General features: G+C 71.7%; 21 protein-coding genes. 13 read left to right on the top strand and 8 right to left on the bottom strand.

Features of this window, described 5'->3' with window-relative positions; all coding sequences use genetic code 11:
* Positions 1 to 59: 59 nt before the first annotated feature.
* Positions 60 to 986 (bottom strand): class I SAM-dependent methyltransferase, encoded by a 927-nt coding sequence (locus tag J8M51_RS15555; RefSeq protein WP_179203001.1) that lies wholly within the window; start codon positions 984 to 986, stop codon positions 60 to 62.
* Between the two features lie 312 nt (positions 987 to 1,298).
* Between J8M51_RS15555 and rpsA the strand changes: the two genes are divergently transcribed.
* The 4 genes from rpsA to J8M51_RS15535 all read left to right on the top strand — a co-directional run bounded on the left by rpsA (position 1,299) and on the right by J8M51_RS15535 (position 5,182).
* Positions 1,299 to 2,795, top strand: a complete 1,497-nt coding sequence (rpsA, locus tag J8M51_RS15550; protein WP_086754786.1) for a 30S ribosomal protein S1 — start codon at positions 1,299 to 1,301, stop codon at positions 2,793 to 2,795.
* A 281-nt stretch (positions 2,796 to 3,076) separates the two neighbouring features.
* Positions 3,077 to 4,015, top strand: a complete 939-nt coding sequence (locus J8M51_RS15545; RefSeq protein ID WP_086754785.1) for a PAC2 family protein — start codon at positions 3,077 to 3,079, stop codon at positions 4,013 to 4,015.
* 107 nt (positions 4,016 to 4,122) lie between these two features.
* Positions 4,123 to 4,752 carry a dephospho-CoA kinase gene (gene coaE, locus J8M51_RS15540; RefSeq protein ID WP_086754784.1) on the top strand — a complete coding sequence of 210 codons (630 nt, stop codon included), beginning with the start codon at positions 4,123 to 4,125 and terminating at the stop codon, positions 4,750 to 4,752.
* 49 nt (positions 4,753 to 4,801) lie between these two features.
* Positions 4,802 to 5,182 (top strand): tetratricopeptide repeat protein, encoded by a 381-nt coding sequence (locus J8M51_RS15535; RefSeq protein WP_086754783.1) that lies wholly within the window; start codon positions 4,802 to 4,804, stop codon positions 5,180 to 5,182.
* 52 nt (positions 5,183 to 5,234) lie between these two features.
* Here the strand turns inward: J8M51_RS15535 and J8M51_RS15530 are convergent, their stop codons facing one another.
* Complete coding sequence (locus J8M51_RS15530; protein WP_086754782.1) at positions 5,235 to 5,501, bottom strand: DUF6343 family protein; 267 nt, start codon at positions 5,499 to 5,501, stop codon at positions 5,235 to 5,237.
* 91 nt (positions 5,502 to 5,592) lie between these two features.
* On the opposite strand from J8M51_RS15530, the gene J8M51_RS15525 reads away from it, so the two are divergent.
* The 3 genes from J8M51_RS15525 (at position 5,593) to J8M51_RS15515 (ending at position 7,957) form a co-directional block, all read left to right on the top strand.
* A complete protein-coding gene (locus J8M51_RS15525; RefSeq protein WP_086754781.1) occupies positions 5,593 to 6,642 on the top strand; it encodes an acyltransferase domain-containing protein in 1,050 nt (349 codons plus the stop codon).
* A 100-nt stretch (positions 6,643 to 6,742) separates the two neighbouring features.
* Positions 6,743 to 7,423, top strand: a complete 681-nt coding sequence (locus J8M51_RS15520) for a class I SAM-dependent methyltransferase (protein WP_256964193.1) — start codon at positions 6,743 to 6,745, stop codon at positions 7,421 to 7,423.
* Positions 7,424 to 7,519: 96 nt separating this feature from the next.
* On the top strand, positions 7,520 to 7,957 hold the full coding sequence (locus J8M51_RS15515; protein ID WP_267299220.1) for a DoxX family protein: 438 nt from the start codon (positions 7,520 to 7,522) through the stop codon (positions 7,955 to 7,957).
* 297 nt (positions 7,958 to 8,254) lie between these two features.
* Here J8M51_RS15515 and J8M51_RS15510 read toward each other — a convergent pair whose 3' ends face one another.
* Positions 8,255 to 8,800 carry an RNA-binding S4 domain-containing protein gene (locus J8M51_RS15510; protein ID WP_086764366.1) on the bottom strand — a complete coding sequence of 182 codons (546 nt, stop codon included), beginning with the start codon at positions 8,798 to 8,800 and terminating at the stop codon, positions 8,255 to 8,257.
* A gap of 75 nt (positions 8,801 to 8,875) precedes the next feature.
* Here J8M51_RS15510 and J8M51_RS15505 point away from each other — a divergent pair, with 75 nt between their 5' ends.
* Complete coding sequence (locus J8M51_RS15505; RefSeq protein ID WP_086764361.1) at positions 8,876 to 9,610, top strand: uracil-DNA glycosylase; 735 nt, start codon at positions 8,876 to 8,878, stop codon at positions 9,608 to 9,610.
* Positions 9,611 to 9,613: 3 nt separating this feature from the next.
* Here the strand turns inward: J8M51_RS15505 and J8M51_RS15500 are convergent, their stop codons facing one another.
* Positions 9,614 to 10,318, bottom strand: coding sequence for a GntR family transcriptional regulator (locus J8M51_RS15500; protein ID WP_086764359.1), 705 nt, complete (start codon positions 10,316 to 10,318; stop codon positions 9,614 to 9,616).
* A 188-nt stretch (positions 10,319 to 10,506) separates the two neighbouring features.
* Between J8M51_RS15500 and J8M51_RS15495 the strand changes: the two genes are divergently transcribed.
* A complete protein-coding gene (locus tag J8M51_RS15495; protein WP_086764356.1) occupies positions 10,507 to 12,000 on the top strand; it encodes an NCS1 family nucleobase:cation symporter-1 in 1,494 nt (497 codons plus the stop codon).
* 2 nt (positions 12,001 to 12,002) lie between these two features.
* The gene (locus J8M51_RS15490) at positions 12,003 to 12,719 is read left to right on the top strand and encodes an aspartate/glutamate racemase family protein (RefSeq protein WP_216590895.1); all 717 of its coding nucleotides are present in this window, start codon (positions 12,003 to 12,005) and stop codon (positions 12,717 to 12,719) included.
* 72 nt (positions 12,720 to 12,791) lie between these two features.
* Here the strand turns inward: J8M51_RS15490 and J8M51_RS15485 are convergent, their stop codons facing one another.
* The 4 genes from J8M51_RS15485 to J8M51_RS15470 all read right to left on the bottom strand — a co-directional run bounded on the left by J8M51_RS15485 (position 12,792) and on the right by J8M51_RS15470 (position 15,878).
* The gene (locus J8M51_RS15485; protein ID WP_086762160.1) at positions 12,792 to 13,199 is read right to left on the bottom strand and encodes a RidA family protein; all 408 of its coding nucleotides are present in this window, start codon (positions 13,197 to 13,199) and stop codon (positions 12,792 to 12,794) included.
* Positions 13,196 to 14,230 carry a GNAT family N-acetyltransferase gene (locus J8M51_RS15480; protein ID WP_086762158.1) on the bottom strand — a complete coding sequence of 345 codons (1,035 nt, stop codon included), beginning with the start codon at positions 14,228 to 14,230 and terminating at the stop codon, positions 13,196 to 13,198. The genes J8M51_RS15485 and J8M51_RS15480 overlap by 4 nt, the downstream gene beginning before the upstream one ends.
* A gap of 73 nt (positions 14,231 to 14,303) precedes the next feature.
* Positions 14,304 to 14,972 carry a hypothetical protein gene (locus J8M51_RS15475; RefSeq protein WP_086762156.1) on the bottom strand — a complete coding sequence of 223 codons (669 nt, stop codon included), beginning with the start codon at positions 14,970 to 14,972 and terminating at the stop codon, positions 14,304 to 14,306.
* Positions 14,973 to 15,128: 156 nt separating this feature from the next.
* Positions 15,129 to 15,878: a glucose 1-dehydrogenase gene (locus J8M51_RS15470; protein WP_086762154.1), complete on the bottom strand. Its 750-nt coding sequence runs from the start codon at positions 15,876 to 15,878 to the stop codon at positions 15,129 to 15,131.
* Positions 15,879 to 16,060: 182 nt separating this feature from the next.
* Between J8M51_RS15470 and J8M51_RS15465 the strand changes: the two genes are divergently transcribed.
* From J8M51_RS15465 to J8M51_RS15455, 3 genes are all read left to right on the top strand, one after another.
* Positions 16,061 to 16,792, top strand: coding sequence for a DUF7873 family protein (locus J8M51_RS15465; RefSeq protein WP_086762152.1), 732 nt, complete (start codon positions 16,061 to 16,063; stop codon positions 16,790 to 16,792).
* Positions 16,793 to 17,376: 584 nt separating this feature from the next.
* Positions 17,377 to 19,374, top strand: coding sequence for an FUSC family protein (locus tag J8M51_RS15460; RefSeq protein WP_086762151.1), 1,998 nt, complete (start codon positions 17,377 to 17,379; stop codon positions 19,372 to 19,374).
* 30 nt (positions 19,375 to 19,404) lie between these two features.
* Entirely contained in the window at positions 19,405 to 20,823 is a 1,419-nt protein-coding gene (locus J8M51_RS15455) for an amidohydrolase (RefSeq protein ID WP_086762149.1), read from the top strand.
* Positions 20,824 to 20,850 lie beyond the last annotated feature (27 nt).

The following is a 20,850-nucleotide window of genomic DNA, read 5'->3' as shown; positions in this document are numbered from 1 at the left end:
CCCGGCCCGTGCCCGCCCTCGGCCGTCCGGCCCGTGCCCGCCTCGGTTCAGTCCCGGGTTCAGTCCCGCTCGCACACGAAGATCGCCGACCCCGGGATCAGGTTCCCGCGCAGCGGGGACCAGCCGCCCCACTCCGAGGTGTTCCAGGCGGGCCACTCCGGCTCGACCAGGTCGACCAGCCGGAAGTCCGCGGCCACGACGTCCCGGACGCGGTCGCCGATCGTCCGGTGGTGCTCGACGTACACGGCGTTCCCCTTCTCGTCCTGTTCGACGTACGGCGTGCGGTCGAAGTAGGAGCCGGAGACGGACAGGCCCTCAGGGCCCGGCTCGTCGGGGAAGGCCCAGCGGATCGGGTGGGTCACCGAGAAGACGAAACGGCCGCCGGGACGCAGGACGCGACGGACCTCCCGCAGCACCCGCACGGGGTCCGCGACGAACGGCAGCGCCCCGTACGCCGAGCACGCCAGGTCGAAGGAGGCGTCCGCGAACGGCAGATCGCCGGCGTCGGCGCAGACCAGCGGGAACGATCCGCCGATGCGCAGGGCGTGCTGCAGCTGGCGGTGCGAGAGGTCCAGGGCGACGGGACGGGCACCCTGCGCGGCCAGCCAGCGCGCGCACTGCGCGGCACCGGCGCCGATCTCCAGGACGTCCTTGCCCTTCAGCTCCTCGGCCGGCCCCAGCAGCTCGGCCTCCACCTCGTCGAGCCCTTCCGGGCCCCACACGAAGCGGTCGTCGCCGAGGAACGTGCCGTGCTCGACCTGGTACTCGTCGGCGTTCCGGTCCCACCAGCCCCGGTTGGCCCGGGAACTCTCCGTCACCCCGGCGTCGCGCCGCGTGGCCTCCGGTTCGTCCGCCTCGGACGTGCCGGGCGCCCCGTGGGCCTCGTGCGCCTCGAAGGGCTCGTGGACTTCAGGCTCTTGGATGATCGGCTCCCTCGTCGTACTCTTCCGTAACCTGCGTGGCGCGACCCGCTCCGGTGGTGTCACGGAAGGGGTCTCCCAGGCCTGCCGTGGCCTCACGGGACAGGTTTTGTGCCGGGTATGCGGCGTTCCGCCCCGGGTGTGCGCCTTCGCGCATTGACCCTGCCTGGCTGCCCCCGTATGCTACAAGTTGCGCTGCGGGCCTGCGCACCTCAGACGTAGCAGGCTGCGCTCGCATCTGTCGTATGTCCCCTCGGTTGTCGAGGCGCCATCGGATTTCCGTGGCGCTTCCTAGGCTGTCCGGCTTCTTCAGAGCGATACGGGCTCCCGGCGTAGCAGTACCTACGACTCACTGTCCGTACCGGAGCCCTTTCCCACATGACGAGCAGCACCGAGACCACCTCTACCACCCCGCAGGTAGCGGTCAACGACATCGGTAACGAGGAAGCCTTCCTCGCCGCGATCGACGAGACGATCAAGTACTTCAACGACGGCGACATCGTCGACGGCGTCATCGTGAAGGTCGACCGGGACGAGGTCCTGCTCGACATCGGTTACAAGACCGAAGGTGTCATCCCGAGCCGCGAGCTCTCGATCAAGCACGACGTCGACCCCAACGAGGTCGTCAAGGTCGGCGACGAGATCGAAGCCCTTGTTCTCCAGAAGGAGGACAAGGAAGGCCGCCTGATCCTCTCGAAGAAGCGCGCCCAGTACGAGCGTGCCTGGGGCACCATCGAGAAGATCAAGGAAGAGGACGGCATCGTCACCGGTACCGTCATCGAGGTCGTCAAGGGTGGTCTCATCCTCGACATCGGCCTCCGTGGCTTCCTGCCGGCCTCCCTCGTCGAGATGCGCCGTGTCCGCGACCTCCAGCCCTACGTGGGCAAGGAGCTCGAGGCGAAGATCATCGAGCTGGACAAGAACCGCAACAACGTGGTCCTGTCCCGCCGTGCCTGGCTGGAGCAGACCCAGTCCGAGGTCCGTCAGACGTTCCTCACGACCCTCCAGAAGGGTCAGGTCCGCTCCGGCGTGGTCTCCTCGATCGTCAACTTCGGTGCCTTCGTGGACCTGGGTGGCGTCGACGGTCTGGTCCACGTCTCCGAGCTGTCCTGGAAGCACATCGACCACCCCTCCGAGGTCGTCGAGGTCGGCCAGGAGGTCACGGTCGAGGTCCTCGACGTCGACATGGACCGCGAGCGCGTCTCCCTGTCGCTGAAGGCGACCCAGGAAGACCCGTGGCAGCAGTTCGCCCGCACGCACCAGATCGGGCAGGTCGTTCCCGGTAAGGTCACGAAGCTCGTTCCGTTCGGTGCGTTCGTGCGCGTCGACGAGGGCATCGAGGGTCTGGTCCACATCTCCGAGCTGGCCGAGCGCCACGTGGAGATCCCGGAGCAGGTCGTCCAGGTCAACGACGAGATCTTCGTCAAGGTCATCGACATCGACCTGGAGCGTCGCCGGATCTCGCTCAGCCTCAAGCAGGCCAACGAGTCCTTCGGCGCCGACCCGGCCTCGGTCGAGTTCGACCCGACCCTGTACGGCATGGCCGCGTCCTACGACGACCAGGGCAACTACATCTACCCCGAGGGCTTCGACCCCGAGACCAACGACTGGCTCGAGGGCTACGAGACCCAGCGCGAGGCTTGGGAGGGCCAGTACGCCGAGGCGCAGCAGCGCTTCGAGCAGCACCAGGCCCAGGTCATCAAGTCCCGCGAGGCCGACGCCGCTGCCGCGGCCGAGGGCGGCGACGCCGCGGGTGCGGCTCCGGCCGCGGGTGGTGGCTCCTACTCCTCCGAGGGTGCGGACACCTCCGGCGCCCTGGCTTCGGACGAGGCCCTGGCGGCTCTCCGCGAGAAGCTGGCCGGCGGCCAGAGCTGAACGCTCACGGCTGACCATCAGCCGAGCAGTTAGCCGATAACACTTCGGGCCCGCGTCCTTCTGGGACGCGGGCCCGACGTGTGTCCGGCTCCCCCTCCCGGCCCCGGAGTTGCTCGCCAAGGCCACCGACCAGGGCGCCCTGGACACGGAGTTGACGACCGAGGACCGGGAACGTCCCGGGCGGGCGGCACGCGTGAAAGCGGCACGCGTGCAGCGGTTTCCGGGAATGCCCGGTCGCCGAACCGTGTTGTGAAGGGGGAACACGAGGAGGAGCGGTCACAGTGCTTGATCCGCAGGGTTTGTACGCATGGGAGCCGAAGGGACTGGCCGTCGTCGACATGGCGCTCGCCCAGGAGTCGGCGGGACTGGTCATGCTCTACCACTTCGACGGATACATCGACGCGGGTGAGACGGGCGACCAGATCGTCGAACGCCTGCTCGGCTCGCTGCCCCACCAGGTGGTCGCCCGCTTCGACCACGACCGGCTCGTGGACTACCGGGCGCGCCGCCCGCTGCTGACGTTCAAGCGCGACCGCTGGGCCGCCTACGAGGAACCGACGCTCGACGTACGGCTCGTCCAGGACGCCACCGGAGCGCCCTTCCTGCTGCTGTCGGGCCCCGAGCCGGACGTCGAGTGGGAGCGTTTCGCGGCCGCCGTCCAGCAGATCGTGGAGCGGCTCGGCGTGCGCCTGTCGGTGAACTTCCACGGCATCCCCATGGGCGTCCCGCACACCCGCCCGGTCGGCCTCACCCCGCACGGCAACCGCGCCGAGCTGGTCCCCGGTCACCGCAGCCCCTTCGAGGAGGCCCAGGTGCCCGGCAGCGCCGAGGCCCTCGTCGAGTACCGCCTCATGGAGGCCGGCCACGACGTACTGGGCGTCGCCGCGCACGTCCCGCACTACATCGCCCGCTCGCCCTACCCCGACGCCGCCCTGACCGTCCTGGAGGCCGTCACGGCCGCCACCGGTCTGGTGCTGCCCGCCGTCGCACACGCGCTGCGTACGGAGGCGCACCGTACGCAGACGGAGATCGACCGCCAGATCCGCGAGGGCGACGAGGAACTGGTCGCCCTGGTGCAGGGGCTGGAGCACCAGTACGACGCCGCCGCGGGCGCCGAGACACGGGGCAACATGCTCGCCGAGCCCGTCGACATCCCGTCCGCCGACGAGATCGGGCGCGAGTTCGAGAAGTTCCTGGCGGAGCGGGAGGGAGACGGCTGAGATCCGGAGTTCGGTGATCCGGCGAAGCGAAGAAGCGGCGGACTGTGATCCGCCGGTGGCCGGGTGGCCCTGTGGCCGTGTCAGTGGCAGGGCCTAAGCTGCGGGGCATGCTGAAAGTGGGTCTCACCGGCGGTATCGGCGCCGGCAAGAGCGAGGTGTCGCGGCTGCTCGTGGAGTGCGGCGCCGTGCTGATCGACGCCGACCGTATCGCGCGCGAGGTCGTCGCACCGGGTACGGCCGGGCTCGCGGCCGTCGTCGACGCCTTCGGCGACGGCGTGCTCGCCCCGGACGGCAGCCTGGACCGGCCCAGGCTGGGCTCCATCGTGTTCGCCGACCCGGAGAGGCTCGCCGCGCTGAACGCGATCGTGCACCCCCTCGTCGGCGCCCGCTCCAGAGAGCTGGAGGACACCGCCGCCGAGGACTCCGTCGTCGTCCACGACGTCCCCCTCCTCGCCGAGAACGGCCTCGCCCCGCTGTACGACCTGGTGGTCGTCGTGGACGTGGCCCCCGAGACCCAGCTCGACCGCCTCGTACGCCTGCGCGGCATGACCGAGGAGGACGCGCGCGCCCGCATGGCGGCCCAGGCCACCCGCGAGAAGCGGCTGGAGATCGCGGACCTCGTCATCGACAACGACGTTCCCCTCGACGACCTGCGGCGACGGGTGCGGGAGATCTGGGCGGACCTCACACGCCGGGCGCGCACGACCCGGGAGCGATCCGAACACACACAGGAATAGCGGGGTCGCGGGGGGCGTTGAACCGTCCCAGCAAGGGAAGGACTCAGCCGTGCCCGAGACCAGCGGTTCCACCGGACGTACCCCGGAGACGCATGTCATCGACTTCCGCGCCGCCGAGCAACTGCTCGCCGCGCGCGACCCGCGGGGTGCGGTCAAGCTGCTCGACCGAGTCATAGCCGAGCACCCCGAGAACACGGCGGCCCGCCTGCTGCGTGCCCGCGCCTTCTTCGCCGCGGCCCAACTGCGCCCGGCCGAGCTGGAGTTCACGATCGTCCTGGAGCGCGAGCCGGACAACGCGTTCGCGCACTTCGCCCTCGCCCGCACCTACCAGCGCCAGGCCCGCGACGACCAGGCCAAACGCCACTTCCGGCTCGCGGCGGCCCTGGACCCGAACCCGGAGTACCTGGAAGCGGCGCGGTTCGATTCCTGACGGGCGGCCGCGCGCGTCACCTGCCAAAGACCGCCTCGCGAAGGTCGCCCTCCTACGGCAGGCGGTGCCTCGGCGGCTGGTACGGCGGGATGTCCCGGCCCGGCTGGTAGTGGGGGCCCTGGCGGATGTGGCGCAGGACCATGACCAGGTCGACGGTGACGATCAGCCACAGCACTCCGCACGCCACGGCCCAGCCCGGGCGGCCGACGAGAGCGAAGGCCGCCGTGCCCGCGATCGCCCAGATCAGCCCCCATACGCTCAGCCAGAGCCGCATCCGCAGCGGACTGCGTGCTGTCGTCGGTTCACTGCCGGTACGCATCGGATCGCCGTCCTCCTCGTCCTACTCGGAAACGTACTCCCCGCCCCGTACGTTCTCCAGAGGACGACGCGGTGGGACGGGGGAGGCGACGATGCTGCTGGAAGCGGTGCGGGCGGACGAGAGGCTCGCCGACTGGCTCAAGGGCCTGGAGGAGAAGGAGAGCGCCCCGGGAACCGGTAGGACCGGCCCGACCGACCGGGCCGGCACTCCGGGAGCGGAGGCACGGCCGGCGGACCTGCCGGGACTGCCGGACGCCGACGAGCTGCTCGACGCGTTGGTGGACCTCGCCGTGCCGTACGAGGACATCAACGAGCTGATCGCGCTGCGTGGCACGCTCATGGCGGATGAGGGCGCGGCCTGGCTGCTCGGGCGCTGCGTCGAGGGTCTCGTGCGGGACATGGGGAGGATCGGCAAGGGGCTGAGGCTGCTGCCGCTGCCCCTGGAGTCGGGCCCGCTCGGCCGCTACTTCCATGTGTACGTCTGCGTCGCGGCCCTGCCGTACGTACGCGCGTACCACCGTGAGCGCGGCGTCCCCGACGACATCTCCCGGCGCACCCTGGCGGACCTCGGCCGGGGTCTGGTGCTGCACCGCCGACGGTACGGCGTGGGCGGGCTGATCGCGCCGACCTGGTTCTCGCTGCACTTCCACGGGGAGCTGTTCCAGCTCGGCCGGCTGCAGTACCAGCGCTCCCGCGTGGGCGGCCGGGAGGGCGTCGCGCTCGCGGCGGCCGGTCTGCCGCTGGGCCCCGGGGAGCCCTGCCTCGACCTGCACATTCCCGACTACGCGGGGCCCCTGACACCCGCCGCGTGCGACCGGTCGCTGGCGTCGGCCCACGACTTCTTCGCACGGCACTTCCCGCAGGAGCGCTATACGGCGGGCTGCTGCCACTCCTGGCTCCTCGACCCTCAGCTGAAGCGGTATCTGCCGGCGGACGCCAACATCGTCCGGTTCCAGGAGCGGTTCCGGGTCACCTCCGGCACCGGTGAACCCGAGGACGATCTGCCGGTCCGCTTCGTGTTCGGGGACCCGGACCTGCCCGTGGAGACACTGCCGCGCAGGACGCGTCTCGAACGGGCGGTGGGCGATCATCTGCGGGCGGGTGGGCACTGGTACAGCGGGCACGGGTGGTTCACATGGTGAGGCGCGTCCGCCCCGGGGCCGCACAGGTTCACCCCATCGAGTGAGGCATGACAGGAACGGCCTCTGTCCGTCCGGCCGTTGGACGGATATGAGCATCCAGATGCGTAAGGGATACGAGGGGACCGGACCCGGCGCGATCACCCCGGACGGCTGCGCGGTCGAGCTGTACTCACGACTGCCGGTGGGCGACGAGCCGGAGCTGATCGCGGGCGCCGCGCCCGCGGGTGCGCGCATCCTCGAACTGGGCAGCGGGGTGGGCCGGATGACCCACCCCCTGATCGAGCGGGGGTTCACCGTCACGGCCGTCGACGAGTCGGCGCAGATGCTGGAGCGGGTCCGCGGGGCCCGCACGGTCTGCGCGCCGATCGAGGGACTCGACCTGGGCGAGACGTTCGACGTGGTGCTGCTCGCGTCGTTCCTCGTCCACACGGGGGATCCCGAGGTGCGGCGCGCCATGCTCGCGACCTGTCTGCGGCATGTGGCGGACGACGGCTTCGTGCTGATCCAGCGCGAGGGGGAGGACTACCACGCGAACATCCCCCGGGAGCGGGTCGACCCCCGGGGCTTCACCATCCGCATAGTGTCGAGCGAACCGGTCGGGGACGGGGTCCACTCGGTGCTCGCGGAGTACTTCTTCCCCGACGGGGAGTGGACCCAGACCTTCCGGGCGCGGCCCCTGACCAGAGAACAGTTCGAGGAGGCGCTGGGGGAGGCGGGGCTGAGGGTGGACCGGTATCTGACGGAGGACCGGATCTGGGTGAAGGCGGTGCCGGCGGCATGAACATGTGAAATACCGTCGGACGGCGATGAGTTCGGGGGAGTGGCCCGGTCTACCTCTGTGACAGCACTACGGAACCGCCTTCACACAGGAGATGCCATGACCGAGACCACCGCTCCCGTCACCCCCGCCGCCCCGAAGGGCATCGCGCGCGGCAAGGGCGCCCGGATCTCGCTGCGCGCGCTGCAGATCGTGCTCGCGCTGTTCTACGGGTTCGCGAGCGCGCTGCCCAAGCTGATCGCGCACCCGTCGGCCGTCGAGTCCTTCGACACGCTCGGCTGGGGAAGCGCGGGGATGTACACCATCGGCGCGCTCGAACTGGCGGGTGCCGTCGGGCTGTTGATCCCCGTGCTGGCCCCGGTCGCGGCGGTGTCGCTGAGCGCGCTGATGGTGGGGGCGTTCATCACCCAGATCACCGCGTTCGACGGGGAGTACGCGGCGACACCGCTGATCCTGATCGTTCCGCTCGCCCTCATCGCCTGGGTGCGCCGCCACGACGCGGCCGGGTTGGCGAAGTTCGTACGACGGGAGGCGTGAGCGCGCACTGCCCGGCGTCGGGCCGGTGCCGCGGGCATCGTCGAGGGGCCTCCCGGTGGTTGCCGGAAGGCCCCTCGACGATGCCCGCGGCCGGTGGTACGAACGCGGGGCGGACGGGACTGCGGATGCGGTCTAGGGCCCTTCTGGTGGATCTCCGTGGGAGAAGGAGCGGCGTTCGGTGCGTGCGCTCGGCGTGCGGCGTGGAGGGTCTTGTGGCGGAGCCACCTGGCCCTTCGCGGCGTGCGGCGAGCGTGCGTGCCGGGCGTCGCGACGCCGCGGAGATCCATCAGAAGGGCCCTAGGTGGGGCGGCGGTGGCGGTCCGCGTTCGCGGATTCGGCCAGGCCGCGGAGGCGTTCGAGATCGCGGCGGTCGCGTTTGGTGGGGCGGCCGGTGCCGCGGTCGCGGATGCCCGCGGGGGCGACGGCCTCGCGGGGCGGAGGCGGCGGGGAGTTGTCGACATAGCACTCGGCGGCGACGGGTGCGCCGACCCGCTTGCTGATCAGCCGCTTGACGACGACGATCCGCTCGTGGCCACCGGCCTGCCGCAGCCGTACCTCGTCGCCGACGCGCAGCGCGTACGCGGGCTTGACGCGTTCGCCGTTGACGCGGACGTGGCCACCCCGGCAGGCGGTGGCGCCCGTCGAGCGGGTCTTGACCAGGCGGACGGACCAGATCCAGCTGTCGACGCGCACGCTTTCGCCGCCCGCCGGGCGGGCCGCCCTCGCGGCCGCCGCCGCGGACCCGTCGGAGTCCCGGTCCGTGCCGGCCGGACCGTCGGTACGGACCGCACCGTCCGTACGGTCCGTACCGGTCATCCGCTCCTCCGTACCTTCAGAAGCCATGCCTCGACCTTAACTCCCCGGTCTCGCCACCACGGGCCCTCCGGGAGAGGCGATCACCGGACGTACCGTGGAGACATGGGCGGCGACGGCTTCAGCGGGGGTGGCGGTGGTGAGGGCGAGGGGCTCGTCGCGCTCGACGCCCGGATCACCGGGTGCCGGGCCTGCCCCCGGCTGGTCGACTGGCGGGAAGAGGTGGCCCGGACCCGGCGGGCCGCGTTCGCCGACCAGGAGTACTGGGGGCGGCCGGTGCCGGGCTTCGGGCCGCCCGACGCCGCGCTGCTGATCGTCGGGCTCGCACCCGCCGCGCACGGGGCGAACCGGACGGGACGGATGTTCACCGGCGACCGCTCGGGCGACGTGCTGTACGCGGCTCTGCACGAGGTGGGCCTGGCCTCGCGCGGCACGGCGGTCTCCCTGGACGACGGGCTGGAGCTGTACGGCGTACGGATCACCTCCCCGGTGCACTGCGCGCCGCCTGAGAACAAGCCGACGCCGGCCGAGCGCGACACCTGCCGGCCGTGGCTGGTCCGGGAGTTGGAGCTGCTGCGGCCCACCTTGCGGGCGGTGCTGGTGCTCGGTGGGTTCGGCTGGCACGCCGCTCTGCCCGCGCTCGCCGAGGCCGGCTGGGACGTACCCCGGCCACGGCCCGCCTTCGGCCACGGCACCCATGTACCGCTCGACGGGCTCGACCTCTTCGGCTGCTTCCACGTGAGCCAGCGCAACACCTTCACCGGCCGGCTGACCCCCGCCATGCTGCGCGAGGTCCTGTGCACGGCGGGGAGGGCGGCGGGGCTGGACGTCGCCCCGTAGGGCTCACGGCCCGCCGCGCCCGTCCTCCGTACTCCGCTCGCCGTCCTCGCCGAACAGGTGCCGCACCGTCGACCGGTAGTTGGTGCGGACGTGGGTGAGGGCGTGGGTGCGGGCGAGGTCGGGGTCGCCGGAGGCGATGGCGGCGTACAGCTCGCGGTGTTCGGTGAGGAGCTGGGGCCACTCGGTGTTCTGGCGGGTCAGCCAGCGCAGCCGGCCGTCGACCGGCTCCATGACGGAGATCAGCAGGTTGTTGCCCGCCATGGCGAGGACACGGTCGTGGAAGCGGGTGTTGATGTCGGTGATCGTCTCGGCGTCCCCGGCGCGGGTCGCCTCCGCCGCCCGGTCGAGCAGGGCCGACAGCTCCGCGAGAGCCTCCGGGGTGGCACGGGAGGCGGCCAGCCCGGCGGCGTAGACCTCCAGTGCCTCGCGCAGTTCGAAGAGTTCCGCGACGTCCGCCGGGGTGAGACGGCGGACGACCGTGCGGCGCGGGGTCTCGAAGTGGACGAAGCCCTCGGCCACCAGGGCGCGGATCGCCTCGCGGACCGGCACCCGGGAGACGCCGAAGCGGTCGGCCAGCTCGCGTTCGACGAGGCGGTCGCCCGGGCGCAGGCGCCCCGCGATGATGTCCTGCCGCAACGTGCCCAGCACGCGTTCGCGCACCGCGCCGAGGGGTTCGATCTTCGCTCCTTCCGGAGCCATGGAGCTCATGGGGCAATCTTCGCCGACGCGAGGCGTGATTTACGGGTCGTTAACAACAGCGACATCGGTCAGAACTGTTGACGGGAGGACCATGACGGGAGTTTGGTATACCAAACGGCTCTGAGATCCTGCACGAGTGCCGGACAATTCCCCCATGCCTGTCCCCGCCCTCGTCTCCTCTCGCTCATGGAGGCTCCGTGTCCCTCGCCGACCGTGCCGAAGTCACCGGCACACCGACGTTCGTCCCCGATCCCCGGCTCACCAACGAAGACCTCGCGCCCGCCAAGAAGCGGAACTGGAAGGTCTTCGACCTCTTCGCGCTGTGGATGTCCGACGTCCACAACCTCGGCAACTACACGTTCGCCGCGGGCCTGCTCGTCCTCGGTATGAACGTCTGGCAGGTCTTCACCTCGCTGCTGGTCGGCTTCGTGATCATCTACATCGGGATGAACTGGATGGGGAAGATCGGGCAGCGCCACGGCGTGCCCTTCCCCGTGGTCAGCCGCATCAGCTTCGGTGTCTGGGGCGCCAACATCCCGGCCATCATCCGGGCCGTGATCGCCATCATGTGGTACGGCATCCAGACCTATCTCGCCTCCGTCGCGGTCAACATCATGCTGCTGGCCGCCTGGCCGGGCCTGGAGTCCTGGACCCACAACTCCTTCCTCGGCCTGCACCAGCTCGGCTGGTGCAGCTTCGTCGCCCTCTGGCTCATCCAGGCGATGATCATCAGCCAGGGCATGGAGTCGGTCCGTAAGTTCCAGGACTTCTGCGGTCCCGCGATCTGGATCGTCATGATCGCGCTGGCCGTCTGGATCTTCGCCAAGGCGGGCTGGAGCATCTCCCTCACCACGACCCCGAACCCGGTCTCCACCGGTGAGCAGTGGCGGCAGTGGTTCGGCGCGATCGGGCTGGTCCTCGCCACCTACGGCACCCTGATGCTCAACTTCTGCGACTTCTCCCGCTTCGCCCCCGACTACCGGACGGTCAAGCGCGGCAACTTCTGGGGCCTGCCGATCAACTCGACCGCCTTCGTGGTCGTGTCGGTGATCGTCACGGCCGGCTCCCTGGAGGTGTTCGGCGAGGCCATCACCGACCCGGCGGAACTCGTCGCCAAGGTCGGCAACACCTGGGTGCTCGTCCTCGGCGCCCTGACCTTCGCCATCGCCACCATGGGCGTCAACATCGTCGCCAACTTCGTCTCCCCGGCGTACGACCTGGCCAACGTCTGGCCGCAGAAGATCACCTTCAAGGTCGGCGGCATGATCAGCACGGTCGCGGCGCTGGTCGTCACCCCGTGGAACCTCTTCTCCAACCCCACCGTCGTGCAGTACTTCCTCGGCGGCCTGGGCGCCTTCCTCGGCCCGCTGTTCGGTGTGATCATGCTCGACTACTTCTGGGTCAAGCGCGGCCGGATCGACGTCGACGAACTCTTCAACGCCGAGCCCGGCTCCCGCTACTACTACCGCAAGGGAGTCAACCCCAAGGCCCTGTGGGCGTTCCTGCCGGCCGCCGCGGTCTCGGCGGTCCTCGCCCTGGTGGGGACCTTCCACGCGGTCGCTCCGTACTCCTGGTTCATCGGCACGGCGCTCGCCGCGGGTCTGTACGCGGTGCTGTGCCGGGACGAGCGGGCCGCCGGGACGGCCTCCTTTGAGGCGGTCTCCTCCGATTCGGCAGCCGTGGAGGGCTGAACGTGCGCATCGTCGTCACCAACTGCAACACGACGCAGTCGATGACCGAGGAGATCGTGCGAGGTGCCCGGGCCGCCGCAGGCCCGGGCACCACCGTGACCGGACTGACCCCCGCCTGGGGTCCCGAGTCCGCGGAGGGCTGGCTCGACAGCTATCTCTCCGCCGCCGCCGTCCTCGACACCCTGCGGACCTACGAGGAACCGTACGACGCCGTCGTCATGGCCGGCTTCGGCGAACACGGGCGCGAGGGCGCGCGCGAGCTGGTGGACGTCCCCGTCGTCGACATCACCGAGGCCGCCGCCCACCTCGCCTGTCTGCTCGGACGGCGCTACGGCGTCGTCACCACGCTCGAACGCACCTGCGGGCAGATCGAGGACAGCCTCGACGCCGCCGGTGTGGGCCGCAACTGCGCGGCGATCGTCGGCACCGGGCTCGGCGTCCTCGACCTCGCCGACGCCGACCGCACCACCCGGGCCTTCCTCGCGGCCGGGCAGCGGGCGCGCGACGCCGGGGCGGAGGTGCTGGTCCTCGGGTGCGCCGGGATGACCGGACTGCAGCGGACGGTGGGGGAGAAGCTGGGGGTGCCGGTCGTCGACGGGGTCGGGGCGGCCGTGAAGCTCGCCGAGTCGCTGGTGGGGCTGGGGCTCACCACCAGCCGGGCCGGGAGCTATGCGAAGCCGTTGCCGAAGGGGAGGAGCTGGGGGGCCGGGGCGCCGTAGGGGGTGCCTCCTCGAATCGGGGGTGTGGGCGGCGGGCCCGGGCACGGCCCGCCGCGCGGCTCCCCGCGCCCCCTACGAGGCCTCCGGGACCACCGCCGTCGCGGTGATCTCGACCAGCTGGCCCGTGTAGCCGAGGCAGGCCACGCCGAGCAGGGTCGAGGAGTGGGGGCCGATGCTGAGACCGGACGCCTCGACGACCTCCCAGACCGCGGAGAGGACCGCGGGCTCACCGCTCACGACGTACACATCGGTGTACGCGACATGCGCGAAGTCGCTGCCCACCGCCCGCAGTTGCTCCCCGAGGTTGGCCAGCACCTGTTCGGCCTGACGCACCGGATCCCCCTCCCCGACCAGCTTCCCGTCCGCGTCCAGCGGGACGGAACCGGCGAGAAAGGCGAGCTTCGCCCCGGCCTCGACGACGGACGCGTGCGCGTAGACGGGCGGCGAGAAGAGGCTGGGGACGGTGGTGCGCTGGATCATGACTGCTCCCGGTACCGGTGGAGGACGATGTGTCGATCATGCGGACCCGCCGCCGCGACCGCACCCGAATTCCGGGCCGCGCCGTACGGACTGTCCACCCGCCATCCGTCCTCCCGTGCCGCCCGCTCGAACACACCGATCCGGTAGGCCAGCCCCTCCGGCTCCCCGAGGTCGCACCACCGCTCCGCCGCCGCCCACTCCTGCTCCCCTCGCACCAACGGGTGCCCCCGCACCGCCAGATGCAGTGCCAGCGTCGACCGGGCGTAGAACCTCAGCCGTACCGCGTCCCGGTCCTCCGTCAGCCGCGCGCTCTCCTCCGTCTCCCGCAGCCGTAGCCGACCGCCCGCGTCGCCCGCGACGAGCATCGGGACGAGCGCCTCGCCCCCGACCGCCGCCCAGAAGGTCAGCTCCCCCTCGTCCCCGGCCGCCCGGACCTCGTACCGGGGCAGGTACGAGAGACGGGCGAAGCCGAGGGCGTGCTTCCAGGAGGTGACCCACAGACCGCGGTTGAGGTAGTGGCGCACGGACCGCTGCCACGTCCAGTGGGCGTCGAGACGGAACCCGTGCAGGCCTTCCGCGCGGCACGCCTCGTACACCGTGTCCAGCACGGCGGTGGCGAGCCCGCGCCGCCGGGCCACCGGGTGGACGTAGAGCGATGTGACGAGCAGCGCGCCCGCGCCGATGGGCCAGGTGTCCACCGCGACCGTACCGACGACGCCCGGCGGGGTGCGCCGGCCGTACCCGCCGTCCTCCTCGCCACCTCCCGGTTCCCTGATCCAATACCGCCTCCGGTACTCGTCGTCGTTCCGCTGCGCCCGCCCGTGGGAGCCGAGCCGGATCCGTAACTCCCGTTCGCGCGCGGGCGTGAGCGAGTCGGGGTCGACGCACTCCCCGAGGGCGCCCTCGGAGAGCGAGGCGAGGTCCCAGCGCGCGAACCGGCGGTCCTCGGCGGAGCCCGCGGCAGGGCGCAGAAGGGCACCGCACGACAGGCGTCCGTGCACCCGCCGGGCTTGATCGTTTCCTGATCGCATATGCCGGAGGTTAAGGACAGGAGCGCATCGGCGTCCCGACTGCCGTGATTCCGGGCCCACTTGCGCCCCGACTTCACTGAAGAGGTGGACCGACTCCTTGATCACGCGCTTGCCTCTCGCACTCCTGTGCAAGGGCCGGGTACGCCTCCGCGATGGCCGCGCAGATCCGCTCCCGCAGCAGCGTCACGGCTTCCGCCCGCCCGGAATCCCGCCCGTGTCCGGGCCACGCCTCCAGGAGCTGGTCGTAGTGGCCGAGCCGGTGGCGCAGGTAGTCGACCTTCCAGGGGGTGAGGGAGGGGTGGGTGGCAGGGCTGTCCGCGACGGCTTCGCCGTCCCCCGGCCGTTCCCGCGGCGCCTCCCGTCGGCCCCACTCGGCCTCCCGCCTCGCCCGGTGCTCCACCGCCCGGAGCGTCAGCCTGTCCGGATCGAGGCGGGGTACGTCGATCGGCTCGTCCCCGATCCGCTCCAGGACCTCGTCCCGCCGCCTGCGCATCGCGGCCCGCACCGCCTCCGACCTGCGCTGCGAGTCCGCCGCCACCGCCCGGAACGCCTCGCCGCGCTCGGCTTCCTCGACCCGCTCCAGCCGGTACAGCCGGACCCTCGGCGCATCCCCGAAGCGCGCGTTCGTGCCGAGCCGGTCCGCCGCCCCGAGCAGCCGGTCCACCATGCCGCCCGTCCATCCGCGGATCCGCAGCCCGGCCAGTGACACGAACCGCTGCCCGTTCTCCTCGTGGCCACTCATCGCACGACCTCCCCCGAAGCCCCGGCGCCCTGGACCCGGGCGCGCCGCGGCACACCCGGAAGGCATCCGGATCGTCACTCTCTGTGACGACGATGCCATTGAAGCGCATGCCACCGACAATCGGCCGGGCGGCGGGCGCGGAACGCGGCCTCCGGGTCAGTCGTCCGAGACCACAACACTCGGCTGACCTGCGAGAATGCCTCCGTCCAGGACGAATTCGGAGCCTGTGGAAAACGTGGCGTCGGCAACGATGAAGAGCACCATGCGGGCGACCTCCTCGGGCTCGCCGAAGCGCGGAATGGGCTGCCCCGAGGTGTGGGCGTCACCGAAGCCGGCTGTCATCGGGGTGCGGATGGCGCCGGGATGGACGGAGCAGACGCGGACGCCGTCGGGGGCCAGTTCCAGCGCCGCCGTCTTCGTCAGACCGCGCAGCCCCCACTTGCTCGCCGCGTACGAGCCGATCCCGGCGTAGGAGGTCAGCCCGGCGAGGGAGGAGATGTTCACGATCACCCCGCCGCCGGCCCGGCGCAGCGAGGGCGCCACCGCGCGCATGCCCAGCCACGGGCCCTGGAGGTTGACGTCGAGGACCCGGCGGAACGAGGCGAGGGACTGCTCCTCCATGGAGCCCCAGTCGGCGACCCCCGCGTTGTTCACCAGCACCGAGACCGGACCCAGAGCCGCCTCCACCTCGGCCACCGCCCGCTGCCAGGCCTCCTCGCCGCTGACGTCCAGGTTCACATAGCGCGCCCGGCCGCCGAGTTCCGCCGCCAGCTTCGCCCCCTCGGCGTCGCGGATGTCGGCGACCACCACGTCGGCCCCCTCGGCCGCTAGGGCCCGTGCCACCGCGGCGCCGATCCCTCCGACCCCACCGGTGACGATCGCCACCCGCTCGCTCAGACGTCCCATCACGACCTCCTGTTTCTGGACACGGCGTCATCGGCACCCCTCACCAGCATCGGCCGCGACCGGGCCGCCCGCAGGACGAGAGCGACTCCTCGGGGAATCCAAGGGCCTTTACTCCTCCGAACAGTTCTTGGATCCGAATAATCCTTCGAAGAGAATGCCGTCCCGCTGTTACGGTCTCCCACGTGGCGAAACTCAATCAGATCATCGCAGTGGAGAAGGGCGTCAAGGCCAAGACCCATCAGGACCTGACGGCCGCTCATCACGGGCTGCAGAAACCGGCTCTGCTGGCCGGTATCGCGCGTACCTATCAGCCGAAGGACGAGGAGGGCGAGCAATTGCCGCCCGAGTCGACCCGGGTACAGGTGCGGGCGGAGGACGTGCTGAGGGAGACGGCCGGGGTTCTCACGCGGCTGTTCGATGTGACCGCCACCAAGGACTGGGCCAACTGCACGGCACGGGCGGATGTGTCGGTCGAGGGACGGGTGCTCGTCGCCGATGTCCCCGTGGCCTGTCTGCTCTTCCTGGAGAAGCAGCTCGGCGAGATCAACGCGCTGGTGCGCAGGCTGCCGGTGCTCGACGCCTCCGAGGCGTGGGCGCAGGACCCGTCCACCGACGCCTGGAAGACCGAGGCCGTGCGGACGGTACGGACGAAGAAGGTGCCGCGCAACCATGTGAAGGCCGAGGCGACCGACAAGCACCCCGCCCAGGTGGAGGTGTACTACGAGGACATCCCGGTCGGTTACTGGACCACCGTGAAGTTCTCCGGAGCCCTGCCCGCCCGGCGCGTCAACGAAATCCTCGACCGCGTCGAGAAGTTGCAGCAGGCCGTGAAGTTCGCGCGGGAGGAAGCGAACGGGGTGGAGGTCGTCGACCAGCGCGTCGGTGACGCCGTTTTCGGCTACCTGTTCGGCTAGTTCGGATTCTCCGGACTGCCCGGGTGGCCTCACACAGACTCCCCGGCCGGCCTTGACGCCGGTCGGGGTGCGCGAGGAGCGCAAAGCTGAAGCTGAGGCTTGTCGTGAAAGAGCGGACCGTACCCGCCGAGTAATTCAGGGACGGGCCGTGATCAATCTCAGACTATTGCTCCAGACTCAGTATTCGCCGCCGATCGCCGCAACGACCGGACTCAGGCCCCGGACGTCGAAATGCTGGTTCAAGTCCAGCCCGCGCAGCTCGATGCGTGGTGGTCCAAAGGCAGGACGCGGCGACATCATGACTGACCTGGGTTCTCAACCGTGGCGGCGTGCCCATGGGGCGGCATATCAGGGCCCGGGGGCCGGCTACGCCCCCGGGTCCACCTTCTTTGCCGCGCCGACGCGTTGATTGCGTTCATAAAGAACATGGCCCCTGCAGGGATCGTCACATCGCGGTAATACGAGCGTTCCATATCCTCCAGGTCCGGGACCTACCGTGGAGTGCACACGCACGCACACCGTCAACGCCCCGGCCGCCGTCGCCCGAAGGCACACCCCCGCCCTCACCCGACGACAGGAGCCCCGTGACCCGCCGCGCCACCCTCGCCCTTCCGCCATGGCTCGCCCACGCCCTGCGCGCGCAGAGGGGGCCGGTGCCCTGGAACGCGGTGGTGCGAGGGGCGTTGGCCGGTGGGCCGCTGCTGCTGGTGGCCGTTCTGCTGGGGCGGCCCTCCGTCGGGGTGGTCGCCGCGCTCGGCGCCATGCTCGCCGGGATCAACGACCGCCCCGGAAGCCGGCGCACGGCCGTCCAGCGGCTCGGGGCGCCCGCGCTCGCCGGCGCCGTGGGCCTCCTCGTCGGCACGTACGCCGGGCAGTACACCGGTGGTACGTACGCCGGTGCCGTCGTCCTCACCCTGCTGCTCACCGGGCTCGGACTGATCGCCGGCGGGATGAGCGCGATCGGGCCCGTGTCGTCCGGCGCGGGCACCCAACTGCTGGTCGCGGCCGCCATCGGAGCCGGGATGCCGCTGCCGGAACCCGGATGGCAGCGCGCGCTCGCCTATCTCGCCGGCGCGGGCTGGCTGCTCGCGCTGCGCCTCGCGCTGCCCACACCGGCGGTCCTCACCGCGGGCGACTACCGGTTCGACGGGGAACGGGACGCCGTCGCCGCCGTCTACGACGCCATCGCCGGGCTGCTGGACGCCGTCGGCACCCCGGACGCGCTCGCCCGGCGGGCCGCGCTGACCGCCGCCCTCGACCACGCCCAGGACGCGCTCGCCGGGCCCCGGCTGCGGCGCTACGCCAGTTCGTCGTCCGAGCGGCGGCTGCACGCCCAGTACGCCGCCGCGCTGCCCCTCGCCGAGGCGGCCACCGCGCTGGCCTGGGCCGGGGACGCCGTCGTCGGCCGGGCCTCCGAAGGACCCCGGCGGCTGGCGGCGGCCGTGCGCGGCAACACCGCCACCGGCCCGCTGCCCGCGCCCTCCCGGTCCGCGCCCGCGCTGCGCGCCCTCGACGACGCGCTCCTGCGCGCCGCCGAGACCTTCGACCGCGGCGGCGACGCACGCGACCTGCACACCCGCCGCCGCACCCTCGGCTCGCTCGCACGGCTCGGCCTCGGGTCCGGCGGACGCGAGTACGGACTGCGGGTCGCCCTGTCCTTCGGGGCCGCCGCGGCCGTGGCCCAGGCGCTGCACCACGAGCACTGGTACTGGCTGCCCGCGACCGCCGTCTTCCTGGTCAAGCCCGACCTGGGGCCGCTCGTCTCCCGGGTGCTGTGCCGGGCCGCCGGGACGGTTCTCGGTGCCGTGCTCTTCGCCGGGTTCGCCGCCGTGCTGCCCCGGCCCGAAGGGCTCGTCGCGCTGGTCGCGGTCAGCGGGGCGCTGATACCCGTCGCCACCCGGCACTTCGCCGCCCAGACCGCCGTCGTCACCGTCCTCGTCCTCGCCCTCGTCATGGTCGGCGGCGACCCCCAGGCCTCCTGGAGCCGCATCGCCGAAACGCTCCTGGCCTGCGCCATCGTCCTGATCGTCGGTCATCTGCCGATCCCGGAGGGACAGCGCGGAGGGGGCGTGCGCGCCCGGCTCACCGAAGCGGGGACGGCCGCGCACGCCTACCTCGCGCACGTCCTGGACGAGTCGCGCACGCCGGGCGCCCGCACCGGAGGGAACGGTTCTGCATCATCGGGCCGCGCGTCCACACCCAACGGGGTCACCGTCTCCGTCGGGGCCGCCCTGCCCGGCGAGACCGACGAACGGGCCGCCCGCTGGACCCTGCGCCGCGAGGCCTACCGCGCACTGGCCCGGGCCCGCGCCGCGATCGCCCTCTCCGGAGCCGAACTGCCCGCCTTGGCCCGGCACACCGAGGGCACCGACGAGATCGCCGCGATCCTCGAACGGCTGGTCGACACCACCACCGCCTGCGCCGTGCACCTCGACGACACCGGACGGCTCGGCCGCCACCACACCGAGCGGATCACCGCCCTCCTCGACGACCTCGCCCGCCACCGCGGGCACGCGCGCATCAGCCTCCCCGACGCCCCGGACATCACCGACGTCCTGCCGAGGCAGGGCATGAGCGCCTGAGGGGACGGGTGCCGGTCGTACGGTGACAGCATGACGCCGCCCCCACCCCCGCCCCCTTCCGAATCCGCCGCTTCCGCCGCTTCCGCCGCGCAGGCTCCCGCCGATCTCGTCATCACCGGCTGCACCGCCCTCGTCCACGACGAGCACGAGGGGATCGACTTCGTCGAGGACGCCGCGATCGTCGTACGGGAGGGGGTGATCGTGAGCATCGGGCCGGCGGAGGAGACGGCCCCCGTCGCCACGGCGGAACGCATCGACGCGCGCGGCCGGGTCGCGATGCCGGGGCTGATCAACTGCCATACGCACGCCCCCATGGTGGCGCTGCGCGGCATCGCGGAGGACCTGCCGGCGGAGCAGTGGTTCAACGACGTCATCTGGCCCGTCGAGTCCAATCTGACGGCGAAGGACGTGGAACTGGGGGCCCGGCTGGCCTGCGCGGAGATGATCAGGGGCGGGGTGACCTGCTTCGCCGACCACTACTTCTCGATGGACACGGTCGCCGCCGTCGTCGGGGAGACCGGGCTGCGCGCACATCTCGGCGAGGCGTTCTTCTCCTCACAGGGACCCGAAGGCAGGGAGAGGTCCCTGGAGTTCGCGCTGCGGCACCGGGGCGCGGCCGGCGGTCGTATCACCACCGCGCTCGCCCCGCACGCCCCCTACACCGTCGACGACGCCGACCTGGCCGCCACCGCCGAACTGGCCCGGGAACACGGCCTCCCTGTGCATCTGCACGCCTCGGAGAGCCGTGACCAGACCGACAACAGCCTCGCCCGGCACGGCGTCACCCCCATCGAGGTCCTGGAGCGCACCGGGCTCCTCGGTCTCGACGCGGGCGTGCTCGTCGCGCACGGCACCGGGATCGTCGAGCGCGACCTGCCCGTCCTGGAACGGGCGACCGGGCCGGTGGCCGTCGCCACCGCGCCCCGCGGCTACCTCAAGTTCGCCTGGCCCACGACCCCGGTGCGCGCCCTGCGCCGCATCGGGATCCCCGTCGGGCTCGCCACGGACGGGGCCGCCTCCAACAACTCGCTCGACGTGTGGGAGTCCATGGCCCTCACCGCGCTCGTACAGAAGTCCACCGAGGGCGACCCGCGCTGGCTGACCTCCCGTCAGGCCCTGCACCACGCCACCCTGCAGAGCGCACGGGCCGTCGGGCTGGGGGAGCGGATCGGCGGCCTCGCCCCCGGACGGCGCGCCGACATCGTCCTCGTCGACCTCACCGGCCCGCACACCCAGCCGGTGCACGACCTCGCCGCCACCCTCGTGCACAGCGCCCGCTCCGCCGACGTCACCACCACGATCGTCGACGGCCGCGTTCTGATGCGCGACCGCGAACTCCTCACCGTCGACGTGCCGGCGACGGTGGCGGAGATGACGGGCCGCCTGGCCGCGCTGACCGACCGCAGCCACGGCGGCCGCATCCAGGACTACGACAAGCCGCCCGAGTAGCCCGCCCGAGCAGCCACCCGATCAGCC

The organism is Streptomyces griseiscabiei, from assembly GCF_020010925.1.
GTDB lineage: Bacteria > Actinomycetota > Actinomycetes > Streptomycetales > Streptomycetaceae > Streptomyces > Streptomyces griseiscabiei.
This window is presented reverse-complemented; position numbering and strand designations above follow the sequence as displayed.